Origin of the sequence: Roseateles sp. 22389, assembly GCF_052044995.1 — a bacterium.
In the GTDB taxonomy this organism is placed as follows: Bacteria; Pseudomonadota; Gammaproteobacteria; order Burkholderiales; family Burkholderiaceae_C; genus Roseateles.
This window is the reverse complement of sequence record NZ_JBQEOF010000030.1, coordinates 19,416-43,597: the sequence shown is the minus strand read 5'-3', so window position 1 is coordinate 43,597 and position 24,182 is coordinate 19,416. Positions and strand designations below refer to the sequence as shown.

General features: G+C 70.5%; 24 protein-coding genes. 19 read left to right on the top strand and 5 right to left on the bottom strand.

Annotated features, from left to right (window positions below; translation table 11 throughout):
• Window positions 1-69: 69 nt before the first annotated feature.
• On the bottom strand, window positions 70-402 hold the full coding sequence (locus ACTJKJ_RS26160; RefSeq protein WP_297384659.1) for a cupin domain-containing protein: 333 nt from the start codon (window positions 400-402) through the stop codon (window positions 70-72).
• A 261-nt stretch (window positions 403-663) separates the two neighbouring features.
• On the opposite strand from ACTJKJ_RS26160, the gene kduI reads away from it, so the two are divergent.
• The 10 genes from kduI to ACTJKJ_RS26110 all read left to right on the top strand — a co-directional run bounded on the left by kduI (window position 664) and on the right by ACTJKJ_RS26110 (window position 12,004).
• Entirely contained in the window at window positions 664-1,500 is an 837-nt protein-coding gene (kduI, locus tag ACTJKJ_RS26155; RefSeq protein ID WP_440823061.1) for a 5-dehydro-4-deoxy-D-glucuronate isomerase, read from the top strand.
• 35 nt (window positions 1,501-1,535) lie between these two features.
• Window positions 1,536-2,306 (top strand): 2-dehydro-3-deoxy-D-gluconate 5-dehydrogenase KduD, encoded by a 771-nt coding sequence (gene kduD, locus ACTJKJ_RS26150; RefSeq protein WP_254783191.1) that lies wholly within the window; start codon window positions 1,536-1,538, stop codon window positions 2,304-2,306.
• A gap of 63 nt (window positions 2,307-2,369) precedes the next feature.
• Complete coding sequence (locus tag ACTJKJ_RS26145) at window positions 2,370-3,257, top strand: carbohydrate ABC transporter permease (RefSeq protein ID WP_091721903.1); 888 nt, start codon at window positions 2,370-2,372, stop codon at window positions 3,255-3,257.
• On the top strand, window positions 3,254-4,207 hold the full coding sequence (locus ACTJKJ_RS26140; protein WP_440823059.1) for a carbohydrate ABC transporter permease: 954 nt from the start codon (window positions 3,254-3,256) through the stop codon (window positions 4,205-4,207). Before ACTJKJ_RS26145 ends, ACTJKJ_RS26140 begins: the two co-directional genes overlap by 4 nt.
• Window positions 4,208-4,230: 23 nt before the next feature.
• Window positions 4,231-5,391, top strand: coding sequence for an ABC transporter ATP-binding protein (locus ACTJKJ_RS26135; RefSeq protein ID WP_440823057.1), 1,161 nt, complete (start codon window positions 4,231-4,233; stop codon window positions 5,389-5,391).
• The gene (locus tag ACTJKJ_RS26130) at window positions 5,388-6,713 is read left to right on the top strand and encodes an ABC transporter substrate-binding protein (RefSeq protein ID WP_440823055.1); all 1,326 of its coding nucleotides are present in this window, start codon (window positions 5,388-5,390) and stop codon (window positions 6,711-6,713) included. Before ACTJKJ_RS26135 ends, ACTJKJ_RS26130 begins: the two co-directional genes overlap by 4 nt.
• 28 nt (window positions 6,714-6,741) lie before the next feature.
• Window positions 6,742-7,893: an oligogalacturonate lyase family protein gene (locus ACTJKJ_RS26125; protein WP_440823053.1), complete on the top strand. Its 1,152-nt coding sequence runs from the start codon at window positions 6,742-6,744 to the stop codon at window positions 7,891-7,893.
• Window positions 7,893-10,289, top strand: a complete 2,397-nt coding sequence (locus ACTJKJ_RS26120) for a pectinesterase family protein (RefSeq protein WP_440823051.1) — start codon at window positions 7,893-7,895, stop codon at window positions 10,287-10,289. The genes ACTJKJ_RS26125 and ACTJKJ_RS26120 overlap by 1 nt, the downstream gene beginning before the upstream one ends.
• Before the next feature lie 29 nt (window positions 10,290-10,318).
• Window positions 10,319-11,122 carry a DNA-binding transcriptional regulator KdgR gene (kdgR, locus tag ACTJKJ_RS26115; protein WP_091721923.1) on the top strand — a complete coding sequence of 268 codons (804 nt, stop codon included), beginning with the start codon at window positions 10,319-10,321 and terminating at the stop codon, window positions 11,120-11,122.
• Between the two features lie 135 nt (window positions 11,123-11,257).
• Window positions 11,258-12,004, top strand: a complete 747-nt coding sequence (locus tag ACTJKJ_RS26110) for a FadR/GntR family transcriptional regulator (RefSeq protein WP_091721926.1) — start codon at window positions 11,258-11,260, stop codon at window positions 12,002-12,004.
• A 21-nt stretch (window positions 12,005-12,025) separates the two neighbouring features.
• Here the strand turns inward: ACTJKJ_RS26110 and ACTJKJ_RS26105 are convergent, their stop codons facing one another.
• Together ACTJKJ_RS26105 and ACTJKJ_RS26100 are read right to left on the bottom strand one after the other, a co-directional pair.
• Window positions 12,026-12,508, bottom strand: a complete 483-nt coding sequence (locus tag ACTJKJ_RS26105) for a hypothetical protein (protein WP_297384681.1) — start codon at window positions 12,506-12,508, stop codon at window positions 12,026-12,028.
• 8 nt (window positions 12,509-12,516) lie between these two features.
• Window positions 12,517-12,798 carry a DUF4258 domain-containing protein gene (locus ACTJKJ_RS26100; RefSeq protein WP_297384683.1) on the bottom strand — a complete coding sequence of 94 codons (282 nt, stop codon included), beginning with the start codon at window positions 12,796-12,798 and terminating at the stop codon, window positions 12,517-12,519.
• Window positions 12,799-13,116: 318 nt separating this feature from the next.
• On the opposite strand from ACTJKJ_RS26100, the gene ACTJKJ_RS26095 reads away from it, so the two are divergent.
• The 9 genes from ACTJKJ_RS26095 to ACTJKJ_RS26055 all read left to right on the top strand — a co-directional run bounded on the left by ACTJKJ_RS26095 (window position 13,117) and on the right by ACTJKJ_RS26055 (window position 21,925).
• Entirely contained in the window at window positions 13,117-14,112 is a 996-nt protein-coding gene (locus ACTJKJ_RS26095) for a Bug family tripartite tricarboxylate transporter substrate binding protein (protein ID WP_091721929.1), read from the top strand.
• A gap of 97 nt (window positions 14,113-14,209) precedes the next feature.
• Window positions 14,210-15,496 (top strand): enolase C-terminal domain-like protein, encoded by a 1,287-nt coding sequence (locus tag ACTJKJ_RS26090; RefSeq protein ID WP_440823072.1) that lies wholly within the window; start codon window positions 14,210-14,212, stop codon window positions 15,494-15,496.
• A 67-nt stretch (window positions 15,497-15,563) separates the two neighbouring features.
• A complete protein-coding gene (locus tag ACTJKJ_RS26085) occupies window positions 15,564-16,598 on the top strand; it encodes a Bug family tripartite tricarboxylate transporter substrate binding protein (protein ID WP_440823048.1) in 1,035 nt (344 codons plus the stop codon).
• Window positions 16,599-16,620: 22 nt separating this feature from the next.
• Window positions 16,621-17,406 carry a 2-dehydro-3-deoxyglucarate aldolase gene (gene garL / locus ACTJKJ_RS26080; RefSeq protein ID WP_440823046.1) on the top strand — a complete coding sequence of 262 codons (786 nt, stop codon included), beginning with the start codon at window positions 16,621-16,623 and terminating at the stop codon, window positions 17,404-17,406.
• A gap of 15 nt (window positions 17,407-17,421) precedes the next feature.
• Window positions 17,422-18,324, top strand: coding sequence for a 2-hydroxy-3-oxopropionate reductase (glxR, locus tag ACTJKJ_RS26075; protein WP_440823044.1), 903 nt, complete (start codon window positions 17,422-17,424; stop codon window positions 18,322-18,324).
• Window positions 18,325-18,443: 119 nt separating this feature from the next.
• On the top strand, window positions 18,444-19,760 hold the full coding sequence (locus tag ACTJKJ_RS26070; RefSeq protein WP_440823070.1) for a glycerate kinase type-2 family protein: 1,317 nt from the start codon (window positions 18,444-18,446) through the stop codon (window positions 19,758-19,760).
• A 98-nt stretch (window positions 19,761-19,858) separates the two neighbouring features.
• Window positions 19,859-20,611 (top strand): Crp/Fnr family transcriptional regulator, encoded by a 753-nt coding sequence (locus ACTJKJ_RS26065; protein WP_091721949.1) that lies wholly within the window; start codon window positions 19,859-19,861, stop codon window positions 20,609-20,611.
• Window positions 20,612-20,665: 54 nt separating this feature from the next.
• Window positions 20,666-21,514: an HDOD domain-containing protein gene (locus ACTJKJ_RS26060; protein WP_091721954.1), complete on the top strand. Its 849-nt coding sequence runs from the start codon at window positions 20,666-20,668 to the stop codon at window positions 21,512-21,514.
• A gap of 60 nt (window positions 21,515-21,574) precedes the next feature.
• A complete protein-coding gene (locus ACTJKJ_RS26055; protein WP_440823042.1) occupies window positions 21,575-21,925 on the top strand; it encodes a GFA family protein in 351 nt (116 codons plus the stop codon).
• A 30-nt stretch (window positions 21,926-21,955) separates the two neighbouring features.
• Here ACTJKJ_RS26055 and ACTJKJ_RS26050 read toward each other — a convergent pair whose 3' ends face one another.
• Both ACTJKJ_RS26050 and ACTJKJ_RS26045 read right to left on the bottom strand, forming a co-directional pair.
• On the bottom strand, window positions 21,956-23,455 hold the full coding sequence (locus ACTJKJ_RS26050) for a sensor histidine kinase (RefSeq protein ID WP_440823040.1): 1,500 nt from the start codon (window positions 23,453-23,455) through the stop codon (window positions 21,956-21,958).
• Window positions 23,448-24,128 (bottom strand): response regulator transcription factor, encoded by a 681-nt coding sequence (locus ACTJKJ_RS26045; protein WP_183485566.1) that lies wholly within the window; start codon window positions 24,126-24,128, stop codon window positions 23,448-23,450. The genes ACTJKJ_RS26050 and ACTJKJ_RS26045 overlap by 8 nt, the downstream gene beginning before the upstream one ends.
• Window positions 24,129-24,182: the final 54 nt, after the last annotated feature.

Below are 24,182 nucleotides of genomic sequence, written 5' to 3'. Positions count from 1 at the left end.
CGATCGCCGCCTCGGTACTGCGGATGTCTGCGATCCGCGCCGCGCGCGGACCCTGGGGTCAGGTCGGGGTCAGAGGTAGTCCTCGCGCCGTGGCGAGAACTGGTCCAGCAGCGTGCTGCCGGGCTCCAGCGCGACGACGCCATGCATCGTCAGCCGCGGCGCGACGAAGGCGTCGCCCGGCTTGAGCGTGCGTTTCACGCCGCCGACCTCGCAGGCGAAGGAGCCGCTCAGGACGAACGCGATCTGGTCATGCGCGTCGTGCGCGTGCGGCGTCCCGATGGCGCCTTCGTCGAACTGCACCAGCACCGACATCAGCTCCGGCGTGTGGCCGACGATCTTGCGGCGGATGCCGTCGCCGAGCTCGGTCCAGGGCGCGTCGTCGTTCAGGAAATACGGATTCATCGGGGCGGTCTCCTCGCGATCCCGGCAAGCGCCGGTGCGGCTGGCGCCGGGAGGGTCCCGGCCGTCGTTGCGAGCAACTATAGCGAGGTCGCGAAAAATTGAAACAGCGGTTCACTACATAGAAACCATAGTTCCGGGAAAGTCCGCAGACCCGTACGCTTCGCTCCCATCAGTCGCCGGAAGCACCCCGATGCCGGGTGTTTCCTTCCGCCGCCGCACGATGCCGCGTGGCACGGACACCCCCACCGCACCGAGGTAGACATGGACATCCGCCAACCCATCCACAGCGAGCATGCCCGCACGCTGGACACCGAAGGCCTGCGCCGCCAGTTCCTGGTCGAGGACCTGTTCCAGCCCGACCGCGCGACGCTGACCTACAGCCAGATCGACCGGATCATCGTCGGCGGCATCATGCCGGTGACCCAGCCGGTGACCTTCTCGGCGGACCTGGGCAAGCACACCGGCACCGACTACTTCCTGCAGCGCCGCGAACTGGGGCTGATCAACATCGGCGGCGCGGCCCGCGTCTTCGTCGACGACACGCAGTACGAAGTCGGCCCGCGCGAGGCGCTCTACATCGGCCAGGGCGCGAAGATCGTCGAGTTCAAGAGCGTCGACGGCGCCAACCCGGCGAAGCTCTACTTCAACTGCGCGCCGGCCCACACGTCCTATCCGACGCGCAAGGTCACGCTGGCCGAGGCCTCGCCCGAGACGCTGGGCGCGCCCGAGACGAGCAACCGCCGCACCATCTACAAGTTCCTCGTGCCCGACGTGCTGCCCACCTGCCAGCTGCTGATGGGCATGACGCAGATGGAGCCGGGCAGCCTGTGGAACACCATGCCCTGCCACCAGCACGACCGCCGCATGGAGGTCTATTTCTACTTCGACATGAAGGCCGACGCGGTGGTCTTCCACATGCTGGGCGAGCCGACGCAGACCCGCCACCTGGTCGTGCGCAACGAGCAGGCGGTGATCAGCCCGAGCTGGTCCATCCATTCCGGCGTCGGCACCCAGGCCTACACCTTCATCTGGGGCATGGTCGGCGAGAACCAGGTCTTCAAGGACATGGACCACGTGCCGATGACGACGCTGCGCTGAAGCGCCGCGGCTCGCGACCCCACCCGACCAAGGGAATGAACGAGATGATCCTGGACAACTTCCAACTCGATGGCCGCGTGGCCATCGTCTCCGGCTGCAACACCGGGCTGGGGCAGGGCATGGCGGTGGCGCTGGCGCAGGCTGGCGCACACATCGTCGGCGTCAACGTGTCCGACCCGGTCGAGACCCGGACCGAGGTCGAGCGCCTGGGCCGGCGCTTTCTGGACCTGCGCGCCAACCTCGGCGACATCAGCTGCATCGAGGGCCTGGTGGCCGAGGCCAAGTCGCTGACCGGCCGCGTCGACATCCTGGTCAACAACGCCGGCATCATCCGGCGCGAGGATGCGATCCGCTTCAGCGAGAAGGACTGGGACGACGTCGTCGACCTCAACCTCAAGACGGTGTTCTTCTTCTCGCAGGCCGTGGCCAGGCAATACCTCGCGCAGGGCGGCGGCGGCAAGATCATCAACGTGGCGTCGATGCTGTCCTTCCAGGGCGGCGTGCGCGTGCCCTCGTACACCGCCAGCAAGAGCGGCGTGATGGGCATCACCCGGCTGATGGCCAATGAATGGGCGGCGCACGGCATCAACGTCAACGCGATCGCGCCCGGCTACATGGCCACCAACAACACCGCCGCGCTGCGCCAGGACGAGAGCCGCAACGCCGCGATCCTGGACCGCATTCCCGCGGGCCGCTGGGGCGTGCCGGACGACCTGGCCGGACCGGTGGTGTTCCTCGCCTCCAAGGCCTCCGACTACGTGAACGGGTATACCGTCGCGGTCGACGGCGGGTGGCTCGCCCGCTGACGCCATGTTCGGCGCGACGGGGTCCGCAGAGGCCCCGCGCGCCCGCCGACGGAGACACGGCACATGTATGAGAACAAGCGACTGGGCTTCCTGTTCGTCCTGCCTTTCGTGCTGGGCGTGCTGCTGTTCAAGCTCTTCCCCTTCGTGATGAGCTTCGCGCTCAGCTTCACGCAGTACGACCTGATCGATCCGCCCCAGTTCGTGGGGCTGCGCAACTACGAGGAACTCGCCACCGCGGACCCGCTGTTCCGAAAGTCGCTGGGCGTGACGCTGCTCTTCGCGCTGCTCGCCGTGCCGCTGCGCGTGGGCTTCGCGCTGTTCATCGCGCACGTGCTCAATTTCAAGCTGCGCGGCATCAACTTCTTCCGGGCGGCGTTCTACATCCCGTCCATCCTCGGCGGCTCGATCGCGGTGGCGGTGCTGTGGCGCTTCGTCTTCGCGCGCAACGGGCTGGTGAACCTGGTGCTGGTGAAGCTCGGCCTCGAGCCGATCCCGTGGCTCGCCGACGAGCATTACTCGATGTGGACCATCGTGCTGCTGTTCACGTGGCAGTTCGGCTCGGCGATGGTGATCTTCCTGGCGGCGCTGCAGAACGTGTCGATCTCGCTGTACGAGGCGGCCGAGTGCGACGGCGCCAGCAAGGCCCAGCAGTTCTGGAAGATCACCGTGCCGCTGATCACGCCGGTGATCTTCTTCAACGTGATCATGCAGATGGTCCACGCGTTCCAGGAATTCAACGGCCCCTACATGATCACCGAGGGTGGCCCGCTGCACTCGACCTACGTGCTGGCGCTCTACATCTACGACCAGAGCTTCCGCTTCTTCAACCTGGGCTACGGCGCGGCGCTGTCGTGGGTGCTGTTCGCGCTCGTCGGCGGACTGGCGGCGCTGTCCTTCTGGAGCTCGAAGTACTGGGTCTTCTATTCGGGCGAGAAGGAGTCCAAGCGATGAGCCGCCTTCCCACCCCCCAGCGCCGCAGTACGCCCCTCCAACCCCCTCTCCCGCTTGCGGGAGAGGGCGGGGGTGAGGGCCGCGGCCGTGGCCACTCGCCCACCCTGACCCTGGGCCGCGATCGCGGCAACCGCCCGCTGCGCTACCTGGCGCTGGCCGCGGTCGCCATCGTGATGCTCTACCCGCTGCTGTGGCTGGTCGGCGCCTCCTTCAAGAGCAACGCCGAGATCTTCAGCTCCGCCGGCTTCTGGCCCGACCGCTTCGACTTCGGCGCCTACGCCAAGGGCTGGAAGACCAGCACCGAGTACACCTTCGCGACCTACTTCCTGAACAGCTTCCTGATCACGATCCCGCGCATCGTCGTGACGGTGATCTCCTGCGTGCTGGTGGCCTACGCCTTCGCGCGCTTCGAGTTCTGGGGCCGCAAGCTGCTGTTCAGCATCATGATCGCCACGATGATGCTGCCCCTGATCGTGCTGCGCCTCCCGCAGTACCTGGTCTTCCGCGAGATCGGCTGGCTGGACTCCTACCTGCCGCTGATCGTGCCCTCGGCCTTCGCCACGGACACCTTCTTCGTCTTCATGCTGGTGCAGTTCCTGCGCGGCATCCCGCGCGACATGGAGGAGGCCGCCCAGATCGACGGCTGCAATGCGCTGCAGCTGCTGTGGCACATCATCGTGCCGCTGCTCAAGCCCGCCATCATCTCGGTGATCGTCTTCCAGTTCATCTGGACGATGAACGACTTCATGGGCCCGCTGATCTACCTGGCCTCGGTGGAGAAGTACCCGGTCTCGCTGGCGCTGAAGATGAGCATCGGCGCGACCGAGGAGGTCGAGTGGGCCAACGTGATCGCGATCTCGGTGGTGGCGCTGATCCCGTCGATCGCCGTGTTCTTCGCGGCGCAGAAGCATTTCATCGAGGGCGCGACGTCCTCGGGCGTCAAAGGCTGACAAGGGCTGACAAGGACATCGGCATGGCAAGACTGAGCCTCAACAAGGTCGAGAAGGTGTACCCCAACGGATTCAAGGCCGTGCACGGCGTGGACCTGGAGGTGCGCGACGGCGAGTTCATGGTCTTCGTCGGCCCCTCGGGCTGCGCGAAGTCGACGCTGCTGCGGATGATCGCGGGGCTGGAGAGCATCACCGGCGGCGAGCTGCGCATCGGCGAGCGCGCCGTCAACGCGCTGCCGCCCAAGCAGCGCGGCATCGCGATGGTGTTCCAGAACTACGCGCTGTATCCCCACATGAAGGTCTACGACAACCTGGCCTTCGGCCTGAAGCTGGCGGGCACGCCCAAGGCCGAGCTCGACCAGCGCGTGCGCCATGCCGCGAAGCTGCTGGAGATGGAGCACCTGCTGGACCGTTATCCGAAGCAGCTCTCCGGCGGCCAGGCGCAGCGCGTCGCGGTGGGCCGGGCGATCGTGAAGAAGCCGGACGTCTTCCTCTTCGACGAGCCGCTGTCCAACCTCGACGCCAAGCTGCGCGCCGCGATGCGGGTGCGGCTGACCGAGCTGCACCGCACGCTGCGCGACAGCCAGCAGCCCGCCACCACGATCTACGTCACCCACGACCAGGTCGAGGCGATGACGATGGGCGAGCGCATCTGCGTCCTCAAGGAGGGCGTGATCCAGCAGGTCGACACGCCGACGGCGCTCTACGACCGGCCGGCCAACGCCTTCGTCGCCGGCTTCATCGGCTCGCCGGAGATGAACCTGCTCGAGGCGCGCCTGCAAGCCACCGACACCGGGCTGGCCGTCGAGGTGGGCGGAGCGCGGCTGCCGCTGCCCGCGGACAAGGCAGCGGGCATCGCGGCGCTGCCGCGCCTGGCGGATGCGGCGGTGACCTTCGGCCTGCGGCCGGAGCACATCGGCCTGGCGCCGCGCGTGCAGGGCGACAGCGTCGGCGTCACGGCGCGGCTGCGCTTCACCGAGCACATGGGCTCGGAGGTCTACCTGCATGCGGAGCTGGGCGCGCTGCCGATCACGGCGCGCATCCCGGCCGAGCAGGCGATCGCGCTGCAGGGCCTGGCGCGCGGCGACGCGCTGACGCTGCACCTGCAGCTGTCGGCCTGCCACCTCTTCGACGCGGGCAGTGGCGTGAACCTGATGTCCGCCGCGCTGGGGACGCGCGCATGAGCCTGCCGAGACGACAGGTGCTGGGCTTGGCGGCGGGCGGCGCCGCGGTCGCCGCCGCGCTGACGGCGCCGGCGGTGCTGCGCGCGCAGGACAAGGCCACCGTGCTGCGCTTCGCCTGGTGGGGCGGCGCGGGCCGGCATGAAGCGACGCTCAAGGCGCTGGCGCTTTTCGAGCGCCGCCACGGCGTGCGGGTGAAGGCCGAATACATGGGCTTCAACGGCTACCTGGAGCGCCTGACGACGCAGATCGCCGGTGGCTCCGAGCCCGAAGTCATGCAGATCAACTGGGCCTGGCTGGCGATGTTCAGCAAGCGCGGCAACGGCTTCGCCGACCTGCACCGGCATGCGGCGCTGCTGGACCTGGCCCAGTTCGACCGGGAAGACCTCGCGTATGGCGAGGTCGCGGGCAAGCTCAACGCACTGCCGGTGTCCTTCAGCGCGCGGGTGATGCTGTGGAACCAGGCGGCCTTCGATCGCGCGGGCCTGGCGCTGCCGCGCAGCTGGGACGAGCTCTTCGCCGCCGGACCGGCCTTCCGCCGCCTCCTGGGCCAGGACGCCTACCCGCTGGACGGCGAGCTGTACGACATGATGCTGCTCTCCCAGGCCTGGGTGCAGCAGCGCCACGGCACGCCCTATGTCGATCCCGCGTCGCCGCGCGTGGCGATGAACGAGGCGGCCGCGCTGGACTGGGTCCGCATCTACAAGCGGCTCGTCACCGAGCACGTCGCCACGCCGCTGCCGCTGCGCGCGAGCCTGGGCGGCGCCGAGAAGCCGACCGAGCAGCAACCCGACTGGGTGGTCGGCCGCTGGGCGGGGAACTACACCTGGGACTCGGTGATCGGGTTGCGCGCGTCGACGCTGGACAAGCAGCAGAAGCTGGTGCTCGGCGACTTCCCGACGCTGCCCGGCGCGCTGGACAGCGGCATGTTCGGCCGGCCCACGGTGATGTACGCGGTGAGCCGCCATGCGGAGAAGAACGGCCGGGCCGAACTGGCCGCGCGGCTCGTCAACTTCCTGCTGACCGACCCCGAGGCCGCGACGCTGCTGGGCCGCACGCGCGGCCTGCCGTCGGCGCGCGGCCCCTTCGAGCAGCTGAAGGCGGCCGGCACCCTGCCGCCGCTGGAGGTCGCGGCGCATGAGCAGATCAAGGTCCAGCGCGAGTCGGGCCGGCTCAAGCGCCCGGCGCCGCTGTTCGAGCATGCGCGGCTGCACAAGTTCATGCGCGAGGTCTTCGAGACCGTCGCCTATGGCAAGACCACCGAGGTCGATGCCGCGCGCCGCCTGGTCGCCGAAGGCCAGGCCCTCCTGCAACGGATCAAGTGAACCCGTCTCCCCGAGGATCAAAGCGACCATGAAAGCCACCGAACGCCAGCTGCGCTTCGTCACCCGCGAGGACCCCGATACCGGCGCGCGCGTCACCCGGCTCACGCCCACCGACGTGACCTGTCACCGCAACTACTTCTATCAGAAGTGCTTCACCAACGATGGCCAGCGGCTGATCTTCGGCGCCGAGTTCGGGCCCGGCTCGAGCTGGAACTACCACCTGCTGGACCTCGGCTCGCAGGTCGCGACGCAGCTCACCGACCAGGCGGGCGAGAACACCTTCGGCGGCTTCCTGAGCCCCGACGACCAGCACCTGTACTTCGTCCGCGCGGAGCGGCGCCTGATCCGCCTGTCGCTGCGCGACCTGAGCGAGGAGGTCGTCTACACCGTGCCCGAGGGCTGGGTGGGTTACGGCACCTGGGTCTCGAACAGCGCCTGCACGAAGATGGTCGGCATCGAGATCGCCGCGAGCGACTGGTTCCCGCTCAGCGACTGGCAGAAGTTCCACCAGATGTTCCATGCGAAGCCGCGCTGCCGCCTGATCCGCATCGACCTGGCCACCGGCGCGCGCGAGGTGATCCTCGAGCAGCAGGGCTGGCTGGGCCATCCGCAGTACCGGCCAGGGGACGACCACACGGTCGCGTACTGCCATGAAGGGCCGCATGATCTGGTGGATGCGCGCATGTGGTTCGTCGACGAGGACGGCCGCAACGTCCGGTGCGGGCGGCGTCAAGACAAGGGCGAAAGCTGCACGCATGAGTTCTGGGTGCCGGACGGTTCCGCGATGATCTACGTCTCCTACCTGAAGGGGCAGCGCGATCGATGGATCTGCGCGCTCGATCCCATGACGCTTCAATCCCGGCGCCTCACGAAGATGCCACCCTGCTCGCACCTGATGAGCAACCACGACGGCACGCTGCTGATCGGCGATGGCTGCGACTCGCCGGCCGATGTCGCCGACACCGGTAGCCACCAGATCGCGACCGATCCCTTCCTGCACCTGTTCGACCTGAAGGCCGGCACCGAGCGGCGCGTGGCGCGGCATGACAGCTCGTGGCGCGTCTACAAGGGCAATCGGCAGGTCACGCATCCGCATCCGTCGTTCACGCCCGACGAGCGGCAGGTGCTGTTCAGCGCCGATGCCGAGGGCGAGCCGGCGCTGTACCTGGCGGACCTGTGATGCGGGGCTGGCGCGGCGCGGTGATGGCGGGGCTGTGCGTGGCGGCGCTGCAGGCCGCGTGGGCGCAGGACCGGCCGCAACTCGGCGACGACGCGGCCGCCCAGGCCACGGCCGCGCGCTACCTCGGCGATTGGCGGCCGCAGACGCTCGATCCCTCGCGCTGGACGCCGACCTTCGTCGTCGCCGCCGACGGGAGCGGCACGCACCGCACGCTGCAGGCCGCGATCGATGCCTTGCCGGCCAAGGGGCAGGGCGGATCGGCGGCCCCGGCGCGCGCCTACGTGCTCGTCAAGCCGGGCACTTATCGCGAGCCGCTCTGCATCCAGGACAAGGCGCCGTTCACGCTGTACGGCCGTGGCGATGCCGCCGAGGTCGTGATCGTCGAAGGCCGCTACAACGCGCTGCCGAAGGCGCGCGGCGCCGTCGCGCACCGCTGCATGCCGCTGCTCGATGCGGAGACCTTCGGGACACCGGGCAGCGCCAGCGTGATGCTGTTCAGCGACGACGTGCAGCTCGCGCGGCTGACCATCGCCAACGATGCGATGGACCACGTGGCCGACGGAAAGGGCTACCCGCCCGGCGTCGGCGAGAGCGGCGGCGCGCAGGCCGTCGCGCTGATGACGCGCGGCGACCGGATCCAGCTCGAGCAGGTGCGGCTGCTCGGACACCAGGACACCTTCTATGCCGAGCGCGCCAGTGAGGACCTCGCGAGCGAGTCGCGCGTGTTCGTGCATGCCGGCGAGATTCGCGGCGACGTCGATTTCATCTTCGGCGGCGCGACGCTGGTGATCGACGACAGCGTCATCGTGAGCCGCGCCGGGCGGCGCTCGCCGGGGCAGGGCGGCGTCGTGCTCGCGCCCAGCACGCCCGATGGCGTGCCGCGCGGCTTCCTGGTCCAAGGTTCGCGCTGGGTGGCGGAGCCCGGCGTGGCGCCGGGCAGCGTGCGCCTGGGCCGGGCCTGGGACCGCGGCGTGAAGGCCGGCGAATGGCGCCGGTCGCCGTCGACGCCCAACGGCCAGGCGGTGATCCGGGACAGCCAGCTCGGTCCTCATCTGACGGCCTGGGCGGCCTCGACCTCGCGCCGCCCTTTCGCCGCGACCGGCGAAGCGGCCAACCGCATGACCGAGTACCGCAATGTCGCGTCGACCGCCGCGTCGCCAGCCGCGTCCCGCGACGCGGTGCCCGCCGCGGCCTTCGACGCGATCGCGCCCGGCGATGGCTGGGCCTCGATGAACGGCGGCACGGCAGGCGGCGCGAAGGCGAAGGTCGAGGCCATCCGCGTCGTGCGCACGCGGGCCGAGCTCGATGCCGCGCTGGCGCTCGGCGACACGCCCAAGCTGATCGCGCTGGCGGCGCGCATCGACCTGGCGGCGGACGCGTCCGGCCGCCCGCTGGGCATCGAGGATTTCCGCGATCCGGCTTTCGATCTCGACGCCTTCGCGCGCCAGTACGACCCGGCGACCTGGGGCCGTCGCCCGCCCGAAGGGCCGCTCGAGGAGGCGCGCAAGCGGTCCGCGCGGCGCCAGGCGGCGCAGGTCGTCGTCAAGGTGCCGTCCAACACGACGATCGTCGGCCTCACACCCGATGCGGGCTTCGACAACGGCTCGCTGATGCTGGAGAAGGTCTCGCAGGTGATCCTGCGCAACCTGCGTTTCTCCGATGCCTACGACTTCTTCCCCGCCTGGGACCCGAACGACAACGGGCATGGCGAATGGAACTCCGAGTACGACACCGTCTCGCTGCGCGAGGCGACGCAGGTGTGGATCGACCACTGCGTCTTCGACGACGGCGCCCGGCCCGATCCGCGCGAGCCGGTGGTGCTCGGCCAGCGGATGCAGCGCCATGACGGCTTGCTGGACATCACGCGGCGCTCCGACTTCGTGACCGTGTCCTGGAACGTCTTCCGCCGCCACGACAAGACCATGCTGATCGGCGGCGGCGACGGCCATCGCGACGACCGCGGGCACCTGCGCGTCACGCTGCATCACAACCTGTGGGAGCAGGTGAAGGAGCGCGCGCCGCGGGTGCGCTACGGCCAGGTGCATGTCGCCAACAACCTCTACCTGGCGGCGCCGGCGGGGGACTATCCCTACGCCTACTCGATCGGCGTGGGCCTCGAATCGCAGGTGCTGAGCGAGGCCAACGCCTGGGAGGCGGCGGCCGGCATCGCGCCGGGGCGGGTGGCGCGGCTGCTCAAGGGCGACCGGATCGAGGACCGCGGCTCGCGCTTCAACGGCGAGCCGGTCGACCTGGTGGGCATGCTCCGTGCCGCGAATCCGGACCGGTCGGTCGCCGGCGAGGCCGGCTGGACGCCACCGTACCGCCTGTCCATCGAGGCCGCGACCGAGGTGCCGGCCCGGGTTCGCGCGGGCGCGGGCACCGGCCGGCTGTGGTGAAATCTTCCCTTTCCAGGAACACGTTGCGCATGGATGACGATCTGAACGATGGCAAGCAGCAGCCCGAGTCGGTGGCCGCGGTGCTCAAGGTCTTTGCCATCCTGCAGGCCCTGTCGGAACGCAGCGACACCGGCATCTCGGAGCTCTCGGTGCGGCTGGCCATGCCCAAGGCGACGGTCTACCGCTTCCTGCAGACGATGAAGACCCTGGGCTACGTGCACCAGGAGTCCGACAGCGAGCGCTACGGCCTGGCGATGAAGGTCTTCGAGATCGGCGCCAAGGCGCTGCAGTATCCGGACCTGGTCGACCTGTCCAAGCACCACATGCAGATGCTGGCCGACGCCACCGGCGAGACGGTCCACCTGGGCACGCTGATCGACAGCGAGATCATCTACGTCCACAAGGTCGACTCCCGGCACATGCTGGGCATGTACTCGCGCATCGGTCGCCGCGCGCCGCTGCACTGCACCGCGATCGGCAAGGTGCTGATGGCCTGGGAGCATCCGGAGCGCCGCGCGCGCGTGCTGGCCGGCGCGGAGTTCCAGCGCTTCCGCGACAAGACGATCACCGAGCCGGCCGCCTTCCAGGCCGAGCTGGAGCGGGTGAAGGCGCAGGGCTTCGGCGAGGACCGCGAGGAATTCGACGACCACATCCGCTGCCTGGGCGTGCCGATCTTCGACCGGCTGGGCCAGCCCATCGCCGGCATGAGCGTGAGCTTCCCCACCTTCCGCTACGACGAGGCCAAGGCGCCCGAGGTGGTGGCGATGCTGCAGGCGGCCAGCCGCGACATCTCGGCGCGGCTGGGCTGCGCGAAGTTCCCGCTCGACACCTGAGCCCGGGCGGCTCAGGCACGGGACAATCGCGGCCTTCTTCGTTCCCGTCCCAATCCCTTTTCGCGCTGCATCGGCGCGACACCGCGATAACGCGGTTGTCGCGTGGACCGATGTTGTCGTACAACTGAGCCCCTGATGACTGTGCCGCTGACCCGTACCCGCCCGAAATCGCTGGCCCTCGGACTTGTCCGGGCGCTGGAGGACCGCATCCGCGCGGGCGCGCTGGCCAGCGGCGACAAGCTGCCGACCGAGGCGGCGATCATGGCCGAGTTCGAGGTCAGCCGGACGGTGGTCCGGGAAGCGATCTCCAAGCTGCAGGCGGCCGGGCTGGTCGAGACGCGGCATGGCATCGGGACCTTCGTGCTGGGGCTGGGGGAGGGCGGGCCCTTCCGCATCGGGGCCGAGCAGATGGCGACGCTGCACGATGTCGTCGCGGTGCTGGAGTTGCGCATCGGTGTCGAGACCGAAGCCGCGGCGCTGGCGGCCCAGCGGCGCGGAGACGCGCACCTGGACGCGATGCGCGCGGCGGTGGGCGCTTTCGCGGAGGCGGCGCTGGCGGGCCGCGACGCGGTGGCGGCGGACTTCCAGTTCCACCTGGAGATCGCCCGCGCGACGGGCAATCCGCATTTCGAGCAGCTGATGGCGACGCTGGGCGCGCCGAGCATCCCGCGCGCGCGCCTGGCCAGCCTGCAGGCCGCCGGCGACGAGGACCCGATCGCGCAGCGCGACTATCTGCTGCGCGTGAACGCGGAGCATGAAAGCATCCTCGACGCGATCGCCGCGCGCGACGCCGAGGCCGCGCGCGCGGCGATGCGCACCCACCTGGCCAACAGCCGTGAACGCCGCCGCCGCGCGGCGCTGGCGTTGCAGGAACAGCGCTGAACGCAGCGGCCGCGGCGGGCTTCAGTCGGCGACGGCTGGCGCTTCGTCGCTGGGCCGGGTTTCCTCCACCGTGAACTTCCAGCCCTTGCGGCCGGAAGTGGCGACGATCTTCTGATGCACGAGGCGTTCGACGGTCATGATCCGGTCGAACGCGGACTTCAAGGTCTCGTCTCCCGCCGCGTGCTTCAGATAGAGCAATCGCTGCAGGGTGTCGTTGGACTTCGGCACGCGACCTCGACGTTCCCAGAGGCTGATGTTCTGCTCGCTGACGCCTTGCAGCGTGGCCATGGCTGCCTGGGACAGGTGCATCTTCGACCGCAGGTACCGGAACTCCTTGCCGGTGAGGCGGCCGGGTTTTCGGACCAGGTGCGCGGCGATCTCATCGAGCAGTTGTTCGAGGGCGGCGAACGACACGGCGGGACCGAATGGTGTCTCCTTGATGGTGAATCCGTTCTTCAGCCAGACGTTGTCCAGTCCGCATTCGGTGAAGTGATACAGCGTCATGTTCTCTCCTAAGCAATCACCGTCACGACGATGAGTTCCGGGTCCTTGTCGTCGAGACCCACGCACACCTGGACATCGCGCTCGGCCCCGTACCACCGCAGGCGACACATCAGGCGCGCCGAGGGAAGGTCCACCTCCGGCGGCAGATCGATACGCCCCCTGCGCAGGCATTCCAGCGCGTCTTCCAGGCTGATGCGGCGCTGGCGCATGCGTTGCTTCGCATGACGGGTCCACAGGATCCGTGCGGGCTGCTCCACGATGCGGCGGATATGTCGCTCCAGCTGCGGCATCGAAAACTTCTTGAATGTCACTTCAGTCGCGCCTCCGTGTCTCGGATGCCCATAATTTTTATGGGATTGATCCTAGAGGCGTCCTGGCTGGGGCGGGACCACCGGTGTGGCGCAAACCCCATAGTTTTTATGGGTGGGCGACTTCCCGCAATCGGTAGTTCTGCGTGTTTTCCCCGATCTCCAAGTGCAGCGCGGTGCCTTGTCACCGTCGGAACTCAACTTGTATGATGACTGACAACAAGGCCGCCACCGCCGCTTCGGACTGAGTACCGGGGCGCATCAAGAGCGGCTTCCACGGTTCCTTCCCGGAGACAAACCATGACCGTCCTGACCCGCCGCCTGGCCGTCAAGGCCGGCGCCGCCCTCGGCGCCGCCGTCCTGTCCCTGTGCACCGCCACCCTGGCCCATGCCAACGGCTTCCCCGACCACCCCGTCACCCTCGTCGTGCCTTTCCCGGCCGGCGGCTCGACCGACATGCTCGCCCGCGCCCTGGGCGCCGAGCTGCAGAAGAAGTGGGGCCAGACCGTCATCGTCGACAACCGCCCCGGCGCCACCGGCACGCTCGGCACCTCGCAGGTCAAGCGCGCGCCGGCCGACGGCTACACGCTGCTGGTGTCCTCGCTCGGTCCGTTCGTGATCGCGCCCCACCTGCTCAAGGCGGTCCAGTACGACGCGCTCAAGGACATCGACCTGCTCACCGTCGCCATGCAGGCGCCCAACGTGCTGGTCGTGCCGGCGGCCTCGCCGCTCAAGAGCGTCAAGGACGTCATCGACGCGCTGAAGAAGGACCCGGGCAAGATGACCTTCGCGTCCTCGGGCAACGGCTCCTCCGACCACCTCACCGCCGAGCTCTTCTGGCTGCAGACCGGCACCAACGGCCTGCACGTGCCCTACAAGGGCGGCTCGCCGGCCATCACCGACCTGCTCGGCGCGCAGGTCGACGCCTCCTTCCAGAATGTCAACGCCGTGCTGCCGCACATCGTCGGCGGCAAGCTGCGCGCGCTGGCCGTCACCGGCGACAAGCGCTCGGCCGTGCTGCCCAACGTGCCGACGCTGGCCGAGTCCGGCATCAAGGGCGCCGACGTCTACTCCTGGCAGGGCGTGGCCGCCCCGCGCGGCCTGCCGCCGGCGGTGCGCGCGCAGCTGCAGAAGGACCTGGTCGCGGCGCTGCACGAGCCCGCGGTGAAGCAGAAGTTCACCGACATCGGCATCGAGATCGTCGCCAACACGCCGGACCAGGCGCAGAGCTTCCAGAAGGCCGAATTCGCCCGCTGGAAGCAGGTCATCGAGACCCGCAAGATCACCGCCGATTGATCCCCGTTCCCGCGATCCCGATCAGGAGCCCCCTGTGAGCGCAAGCAGTCCCCTCGTCACGTCCGCCCGCGCGATCCCCGTCGCGGGCCACGACGGCATGCTCATGAACCTGAGCGGCGCGCACGCGCCGTTCTTCACCCGCAACCTGCTGGTCCTCGAGGACAACGCCGGCCACGTCGGCATCGCCGAGATCCCCGGCGGCGAGCCGATTCGCAAGACGCTGGAACAGGCCGGGGAGCTGCTCGTCGGCCAGCCGGTGGCGAAGTGGAACGCGCTGCTGGCGCAGGTCCGCGAGCGGTTCCAGGGCCTGGACAGCGGCGGCCGCGGCCTGCAGACCTTCGACCTGCGGACCACCATCCACGTGCTGACCGCCGTCGAATGCGCGCTGCTGGACCTGCTGGGCCAGCACCTGGGCGTGCCGGTGTGCGAGCTGCTGGGCGAGGGCCGGCAGCGCGACAGCGTCGCCATGCTGGGCTACCTGTTCTTCGTCGGCGACCGCGCCAGGACCGGCATGGCCTACAAGACGCCCGACGACGAGCCGGTCAGCTACGCCCCCGGCGACGCCTGGCTGCGGGTGCGCCACCAGGTCGCGATGACGCCCGAGGCCATCGTCGAGCAGGCCGTCGCCGCGCAGGCGCGCTACGGCTTCAAGGACTTCAAGCTCAAGGGCGGCGTGCTGCGCGGCGAGGAAGAGGTCGAGGCGATCCGCGCGCTGAAGGCGCGCTTCCCCGAGGCGCGCGTCACGCTCGACCCGAACGGCGGCTGGCTGCTCAAGGACGCGGTGCGCCTGCTGCGCGACCTGGGCGGCGTGCTTGCCTATGCCGAGGACCCCTGCGGCGCCGAGGACGGCTTCTCCGGCCGCGAGGTGATGGCCGAGTTCCGCCGCGCCACCGGACTGCCCACCGCGACCAACATGGTCGCCACCGACTGGCGCCAGTTCACGCACGCGCTGAGCCTGCAGTCGGTGGACATCCCGCTGGCCGACCCGCACTTCTGGACGATGTCCGGCGCGGTCCGCGTGGCGCAGACCTGCCGCGACTTCGGCCTCACCTGGGGCTCGCATTCCAACAACCACTTCGACGTCTCGCTGGCGATGTTCACGCATGCCGCCGCCGCCGCGCCGGGACGCCTCACCGCCATCGACACCCACTGGATCTGGCAGGACGGCCAGCACCTCACGCAGCGGCCGCTGAAGATCGTCGACGGCGAGGTCGCGGTGCCGACCGCGCCGGGCCTGGGCGTGCAGCTCGACATGCAGGCCGTCGAGGCCGCCCACCAGCTCTACCTGAAGCACGGGCTGGGCGCGCGCGACGACGCGGTCGCGATGCAGCACCTGATTCCCGGCTGGAAGTTCGATCCGAAGAAACCTTGCATGGTCCGCTGAGGACCACCCCCGGAGCCTCACCGTTCCCCCGCGGGGCGCGGCTGCGGCTTCCCACATGGAGAGAGACATGCACGATCAGAAGACCGCCAAGAACACGAACACCAGGAAGACCACGACGACCGGGCAGGCCCGCGTCGCGCGCCGCGCGGTCCTCGCCGCGGCCGCCGCCGGCGCGATCGCCGGCCTCGCGCCCAGCGCCTTCGCGCAGGCCAACTGGCCCGCCAAGCCGCTGCGGATCATCGTCCCGTACACGCCGGGCGGCTCGTCGGACATCATCGCGCGCATCCTGTCGCCGCTGCTGTCCGAGCAGCTCAAGCAGACCGTCATCGTCGAGAACAAGCCCGGCGCCAGCGGCAACATGGGCGCGGACCAGACCGCCAAGGCGAACGACGGCTACACCGTCATGCTGTGCGACGTCAGCGCCCTGGCCATCAGCCCCTCGCTCTACACCAAGCTGCCCTTCGATCCGTCCAAGGACCTGCGCGGCGTGGCGATGCTGGCCTACTCGCCGCACATGCTGGTGGTGCATCCCTCGGTGCCGGCCGGCAACCTGAAGGAACTGGTCGAGCTGTCGAAGAAGTCCAAGATCGACTTCGCCGTCACCGCCATGGGCAGCGCGCCGCACCTGGCCGGCTACCAGGTCGCCAGCCTGACCGGCGCGAAGTGGGAATACATCCCGTACAAGGGCGGCTCGCAGGCCGTCACCGACACGATCGCCGGCCAGACGCAGGTGCTGATGAACGGCATGCTGGCGACGCTGCCCTTCGTGCAGCAGAACAAGCTCAAGGTCATCGGCGTGAGCAAGGCCACCCGCGTGCCGCTGCTGCCCAACGTGCCCACGCTGGCGGAGCAGGGCGCCACCGGCTTCGAGTCCGGCACCTGGCAGGGCATCCTGGCCCCGGCCGGCATGCCCAAGGCCCATGTCGACAAGCTGTCCGCCGCGCTGATCAGCATCATCCGCTCGCCCGACGTGCGCGCGCGGCTGGCCGCCCAGGGCGCCGAGGTCAACACGATGAACGCGGCCGAGATGGACACCTTCTTCAACGCCGAGCGCAAGAAGTGGGCGGGCGTCGTGGCCAAGAGCGGGCTCAAGCTCGATTGATGACGCACCGAGGAGTCCAGTCATGCCGACGCCGACCACGCCCTATTCGAGCTTCCCCAACACGCTGCGCCAGCGCCTGCGCGCCGGCGAGCGCCTGATCGGCTGCTGGTGCTCGCTGGCCAACCCGATCAGCACCGAGGTGCTGGGCGTGGCCGGCTTCGACTGGCTGCTGCTCGATGGCGAGCATTCGCCCAACGAGGTCAGCAGCTTCGTGCCGCAGCTGATGGCGCTCAAGGACAGCGTCAGCGCGCCGGTCGTGCGGCCGAGCAGCAACAACGCCGTCGAGATCAAGCGGCTGCTCGACGCGGGCTTCTCCAACCTGCTGATCCCCTTCGTCGAGACCGCCGAGCAGGCCGCCGCCGCGGTCGCCGCCACGCGCTACCCGCCGCAGGGTATCCGCGGCGTGTCGGTCTCGCAGCGCAACAACCGTTACGGCACCGTGCCCGGCTACTTCCAGGGCATCAACGAGCAGATCGCCTTGATCGTGCAGATCGAAAGCCCGGCCGGCGTGGCCGCCGCCGCGCAGATCGCCGCGGTCGAGGGCGTCGACGCCGTCTTCATCGGCCCCTCGGACCTCGCGGCCGGCTACGGGCACCTGGGCCATCCGCAGCATCCGGAGGTGCAGGCCGCGATGGCGAGCATCCATGCCGCCTGCCGCGCCGCCGGCAAGCCGGTGGGCATCCTCGCGCCGGTCGAGGCCGACGCGCGCCGCTACCTCGAGCAGGGCGCGACCTTCGTGGCCGTCGGCAGCGACCTGGGCCTGTTCCGCGCCGCGACGCAGGCCCTGCGAGACAAGTTCAAGGACTGAAAGAGAGAGACCCTCATGAGCATCAAGATCGGCTTCATCGGCCTGGGCATCATGGGCGCGCCCATGGCGGTGCGCCTCGCGCAGGGCGGGCACGCGCTGTTCGTCCACACCCGCAGCCAGGTCTGCGAGGAAGTGACCGCCGCCGGCGCCACCGTCTGCGCCAGCGCCACCGAGGTCGCGCAGCGCGCCGACGTCATCTTCACGATGGTGCCGGACACGCCGGACGTCGAGCGCGTGCTGTTCGGCGAGGGCGGCGTGGCCGCGGGCCTGAGCGCCGGCAAGACCGTCGTGGACATGAGCTCCATCTCGCCCATGGCGACCAAGGACTTCGCGCGGCGCATCGAGGCGCTGGGCGCCGAATGGCTGGACGCGCCGGTCTCCGGCGGCGAGGTCGGCGCCAAGGCCGGCACGCTGTCCATCATGGTCGGCGGCGAGGAGGCCACCTTCGCCCGCATCAAGCCGCTGTTCGAGCTGATGGGCAAGAACATCACGCGGGTGGGCGGCGCGGGCGCCGGCCAGACGACCAAGGTCGCCAACCAGATCATCGTGGCGCTGAACATCGCCGCCGTCGGCGAGGCGCTGGTCTTCGCCTCCAAGGCCGGCGCCGATCCGGCCAAGGTGCGCGAGGCGCTGATGGGCGGCTTCGCCTCCAGCCGCATCCTGGAAGTCCATGGCGAGCGCATGATCAAGCGCACCTTCAACCCGGGCTTCCGCATCGCGCTGCACCAGAAGGACCTGAACCTGGCGCTGCAGAGCGCCAAGGCGATGAACCTGGCGCTGCCCAACACCGCCGGCACCGCGCAGCTGATGCAGGCTGCCGCGGCGCAGGGCTGGGACCAGCTGGACCACTCGGCGCTGGTGCGGGCGCTCGAGGTCATGGGCAACCACGAGGTCGGTAGCACTACGGACGCCGGCTGAGCGGCCGCTGCCCACAATCGGCGCCCATGAGCTCCACCTCCGACGCGGCGCGGGCCGCCGCCTCCGGCGCTGCCGGCCCTGCTGTTTTCCCCGCGTCCGGCGACGCGTCATCGAATGCCATGGACGCCGCGGACGCACGGACCCGGGCGCTGCTCGACGACCCGCGCGCGCTGCTCAAGCACCTCTACCGCGTCGCGGTCGACCGCGCGCTGCCGGGCAAGATCCTCGCCGGCCATCTCCCGCCGCCGTCCAAGGGCCGCACGCTGGTGATCGGCGCGGGCAAGGGCGGTGGCTCGATGGCGCAGGCGATGGAGGCGGCCTGGCCCGCGTCCGCGCCGATGAGCGGGCTGGTCATCACGCGCTACGGCCACATTCCGCCGGACTACCAGCCGCGGCGCATCGAGATGGTGGAGGCCGCGCACCCGGTCCCCGACGCCGCCGGCGAGCGGACCGCGGCGCGGATGATGCAGCTGGTGCGCGACTTCCGGCCGACCGCCGACGACCAGGTGATCTGCCTGATCTCCGGGGGCGGCTCGGCGCTGATGCCCTTGCCGGCGCCCGGGCTGACGCTGGCCGACAAGCAGGCGGTGAACCGCGCGCTGCTGGCCAGCGGCGCCAACATCGCCGAGATGAACTGCGTGCGCAAGCACCTCAGCGCGATCAAGGGCGGCCGGCTGGCCGCCGCCTGCGCGCCGGCCAAGGTGCTCACGCTGATGATTTCCGACGTGCCCGGCGACGACCCGCAGGTGATCGCCTCCGGCCCGACCGTGCCCGACGCCACGACCTGCGCCGACGCGCTGGCCATCTGCCGTCGCTATCGCATCGCGCTGCCGCCGCAGGCAGTCGAGGCGCTGGAGCGCGGCGACTGGGAGACGCCCAAGCCGGGCGACACCTGCTTCGACGGTCATGAGCAGCGCATCATCGCCGCGCCGCGTCAGAGCCTGCTGGCCGCGGCCGAGGCGGCGCGCGCGCTCGGCCTGACCGCGCACGTGCTCTCGGACGAGATCGAGGGCGAGTCGCGCGAGGTCGGCCGCGTGCATGCGGCGCTGGCGCGCTCGGTGGCGCGGCATGGCGAGCCCTTCGCCAGGCCCTGCCTGATCCTCTCCGGCGGCGAGACCACGGTGACGCTGGTGCCGCAGCCCGGGCGCGGCGGTCGTGCCGGCGAGTTCGTGCTCGGCTGCGCGATCGCGCTCGACGGGCAGGAGGGCGTCTGGGGCCTGGCCGCGGACACCGACGGCATCGATGGCGTCGAGGACAACGCCGGCGCTTTCCTCAGCCCGAGCACGCTGCAGCGCGCCCGCGCGCTGGGCCTGAAGCCGGCCGAGCTGCTGGCCGCCAACAACGGCTACGCGCTCTTCGAGGCGCTCGGCGACCTGCTGATCACCGGTCCGACGCAGACCAACGTCAACGACTTCCGCGCGCTGCTGATCCGCTGATCCGGGAGGCGTCCGATCGCTCGGATGTTGACCTCCCTCATGGCAATTTCCGGCCAGTCCCGCGACAGTCCGGCATCCCCGGTTTCCGAGAATGCCCCGTGACCGCCGACTTCCTGTCCGATCCCGCCGCGCCCGTTGCTCGCGGCGTCTCGTCGCCCGCCGCCGCGGAAGGCGATGCGGCCCACAACGCCGCCTTGATGCCGGGTCCCGCCCATCCGGTGCCGTGGCGCGCACTGCTCGGCGATGTGCTGCTGGAGGCCGACGACTGGTCCGCGCTGGCCAGCATGGCGCGGGTGCGCCGCTGCCGGGCCGGCGACTTGGCGGTCCGCCGCGGGGACGCGGCGGTGGCGATGGTGGCGCTCTGCGAAGGGCGGGTCGTGGCGGGCGGCCCGCTGGCCGGCCCGTGCTGGCTGGACCTGCACACCGCCTGGCTGGACGGGCGCTACGAGGAAGACGCGCGGATCGTCTCGGCCACCGCGCTGGTGATGGAGTGGCCGATGGCGGCGGCGACCCTGTGGCTGCGCTCGCAGCCGCCGGTGCTGGCCGCGCTGCTGCGCGCCAGCGCGGCGCAACTGCGTGAGGCGCAGGACGCGCTGCGCGGGCTGACCACGAAGGACGCGACCGCCCGCATCGCCGCCTGGCTGCTGGCGCAGGCCGGCGGGTCGGCCGAGGTGCGGCTGGCCGAGCGCAAGCGCGACGTGGCGGCGCGGCTGTCGATCTCGCCGGAGACGCTGTCGCGCGCGCTGCGGCAGCTCGCCGACCGGGGCATCCTGGCGGTGCAGGGCTACCGCATCGGCCTGCTGGACCCGGTGGCGCTGCTGGCGCTGGCGCGCTGCGGCCGGGCGGCATAGACTCGCCTCCACCTGCCGTCGCGTCCAGAGGAGGCCGCCGTGACGATTGCCAGCATGACCCCCACGACTCCCGTTTCCGCCAGCGCGGAGCGTTTCCTCGGGGGGCACGCCAGCCTCCCGGTGATGCCTGAAGTCGGGCGCAAGCTCTTGCGCAGCCTGGACGACGACGGCGTCTCGCTCGGCCAGATCGCCGAGCTGATCGGCAAGGATTCCACGCTGGCGGCCAAGGTGCTGCGGCTGGCCAACTCCGCGCGCTACAGCCCCTCCCACACGATCGGCACGCTGCAGGACGCCGCGATGGCGCTGGGCCTGGAGACGCTGCGCAACCTCGCGATGGCGGCCAGCATCTCCGCCACCTTCCCCGAGGTGAAGGGCCTGGATCGCCAGCGCTTCTGGCGCCACAGCGTACGCACCGCCGGCTATGCGCGGCTGCTGGCCAAGCTGCTGCAGGGCGATGCCGACACCGCCTACCTCGCCGGGCTGATGCTGCGCACCGGGCAGCTCATGATGGCGATGAGCGAGCCGGACCAGGTCGCCGACGTCGAGGCCCACGCGGCCGAGCCGGGCAGCCGGTTCTCGCTGGAGATGCATCGCTTCGGCTGCACACATGCCGACGTGACGGCGGCGCTGGCGGCGCACTGGCACTTCCCGGCCGACCTGGTCGAGGCCTTCAAGGACGCCAACGCGCCGCTGGAGATCCGGCCGTTCTCGATGCTGGCGGCGATCCTGCACCTGGCGGAGGTGCTGGCCGATGCCTGCGACCAGCAGTCCGACCGCATCGCCGCGCTGGAGCTCGCGGTGCCGGAGCTGGTGGAGCACCTGCACATGGACCTGGACTTCCTGCGGCTGCGCCTGGATGGCTGCGGGGATCCGGGACAGGACGTCGAGCTGATGCTCAAGTGACGCGGCTCGCGCCCGGCTGAGGTAAGGTCGGCCGCTTCAACAAGACCGAGCGGAGACGACATGACGACGTACCAGGGAAGCTGCCATTGCGGCCGGGTGGCCTATGAGGTGGACGGCGAGATCGATGGGGCGATGGCCTGCAACTGCTCGATCTGCCAGCGCAAGGGCTCGCTGCTGTGGTTCGTGCCGCGCGGGCAATTCCGGTTGAAGACCGACGAGGCCGCGGCCAGCACCTACGAGTTCAACAAGCACGCGATCAAGCACCGCTTCTGCGCGGTGTGCGGCATCCATCCCTATGCCGAGGGCACCGACCCGAAGGGCAACGCGATGGCGGCGATCAACGTCCGCTGCCTGGAGGGCATGGAGCTCGACAGCATTCCGGTGACGCACTTCAACGGGCGCGACATGTGAACGAGTGAGCGGGCGCCGGCGCGGCGGCGCTCAGGCGTCGCCGGCCGGCAGATGCACCGAGAACCGCGCGCCGCCCCAGCGCGAGACGCCCACCTCGATGCGACCGCCGGCGGCGCGCACGATCAGGTCACACAGCGCCAGCCCCAGGCCGGTGCCTTCGATGTCCGCCGCGCGCGCGGCGGCGCCCCGGTAGAAGCGCTCGAACACGCGCTCGCGTTCCTCGGCGGGAAGGCCCGGGCCATCGTCCTCGACGACCAGTGCCGTCCCGTCCGGCCGCGCGACCACCGAGACCAGCACCGAGCCACCGGCGGCACCGTACTTGACCGCGTTCTCCACCAGGTTGGTCGCGACCAGCATTAGCAGCTCCCGCGGCACCCGGGCCGCCGCGCGGGGCCCGTCGTCGCCGAGCTTGTCCGCCCCAGGCGCGTCCGCATCAAGCGCCGCATCAGACGCCGCGACCGGCGCGTTTGTCTCCAGCGCATCCGCACCGGGGGCGTCCGCACCCGCCAGGCTCAGCGTCATGCCGCGTGCCTGGGCCGCGGGCCGGGCGCGCCGCACGACCGCCTCGAGGATCGGGCCGATGGCCACCGGCGCGACCGGCGCCGAGTCCTGCCCGGCATCCAGCCGCGCCAGCGTCAGCAGTTCCTCCACCAGCGCCGTCAGCCGCGCGACGTCCTCCAGCCCGGAGCGCAGCGCCTGGACATACTCGTCGGCGCCGCGCGGCCGGCGCAGGGTGATCTCGAGCTCCGTGCGCAGCCGGGAGAGCGGCGAGCGCAGCTCATGCGAGGCGTCGGCGGTGAAGCGGCGCTGCGCCTCGAAGGCGTGCTCGAGCCGGTCCAGCATGTCGTTGAGCGTGTCGATCAGCCGGCCGATCTCGTCGCGCGTGCCGGGATGCGGCAGCCGCTCGGCGAGGGTGCGGCCGCCGATGCGGCGGGCCTGCCGGACGATGTCGTCGACCGCGCCGAAGACGCGCCCGGTCAGCTGCGCGCCCGCGGTGGTGAGCACCACCACGAGCACCAGGCTCATGACGAGGAACACCCAGCCCGCCGAGGCGACGGCGTGGTCGACGTCGTCGAGCGAGCCGGCCACCTGCACCGCCAGCGCGCGGCCGCCATGCACCGGCACCGACACGCGGCGTGTCGGCTCGTCGCCGAAGGCCAGGTGCTCGAAGACGGTCTCGCCGCGGGCCAGGCGCGCCAGCAGCGCGGCCTCGTTCGGCAGCGACGCGGCGCCGAGGTTGGCGCTGCGCGCGAGCACCTCGCCGCGCGGGCCGATGATCTGCACCAGCCGGTCCAGCCGCGCGTAGGGCGGTGGCGCGGCGGTGGTGCCGGGCTCGTGCACGGCGACCGGCAGGCCGGGGCTGGCGGCGAGGATGCTGGCTTCCTGCTCCGCCAGGGCCAGCAGCGCGCCGTCCAGCTGGGCGCGCAGGGCGGTGACCAGGCTCAGGTAGGTGAGCGTCGCCGCCACCGCCAGCACCGTGGTGACCACGACCACGTGCAGCAGCGCCAGCCGGCGGCGGAAGCTAAGCATCGTCCGGTCCCCGCAGCCGGAAGCCGCGACCGCGCACCGTCTCGATCAGCGGCCGGGCGCCGGCCGCGTCGATCTTGCGGCGCAGCTTGCTCATGTGGGCGTCGATCAGGTTGTCGATCGCCAGCGGGTCGCCGTGCCAGATCTGCTCGGCCAGGCGCTGGCGCGGGACCACGGCGCCGGGCTGCCGCATCAGCGCCTGCAGCAGGGCGAATTCCTTGGGCGTCAGCTCGATGGGCCGCCCCGCGCGGGTGACCTGCAGCGAGGCCGGGTCCAGGCGCAGGTCGTCCGCGACCAGCACCGGCGGCCGCGTCATGTCCGAGCGCCGCAGCAGCGCGCGCAGCCGCGCCAGCAGTTCCTCGAATTCGAAGGGCTTGGTCAGGTAGTCGTCGGCGCCGGCGTTCAGGCCGTCGACGCGATCGGACAGCGCGTCGCGGGCGGTGAGCATCAGCACCGGCACCTGCTGGCCGCGCGCGCGCAGCGTGCGGCACAGGGTGACGCCGTCGCCGTCGGGCAGCATGCCGTCCAGCACGATCAGGTCGTGGGTGGTCACGAAGGCCGCCTCGTCGGCCTCGGCCAGGCTGGCCGCGTGGTCCACCACGAAGCCTTCCTCGCGCAGCCCGCGCACCAGCAGCCCCGCGGCCTTGCGGTCATCCTCGACCAGAAGAATCCTCATCGCCTCTCTCCGAATGGGCGGCAGTCTCGCATGCCGGCGCGATTCCCCGTCGGC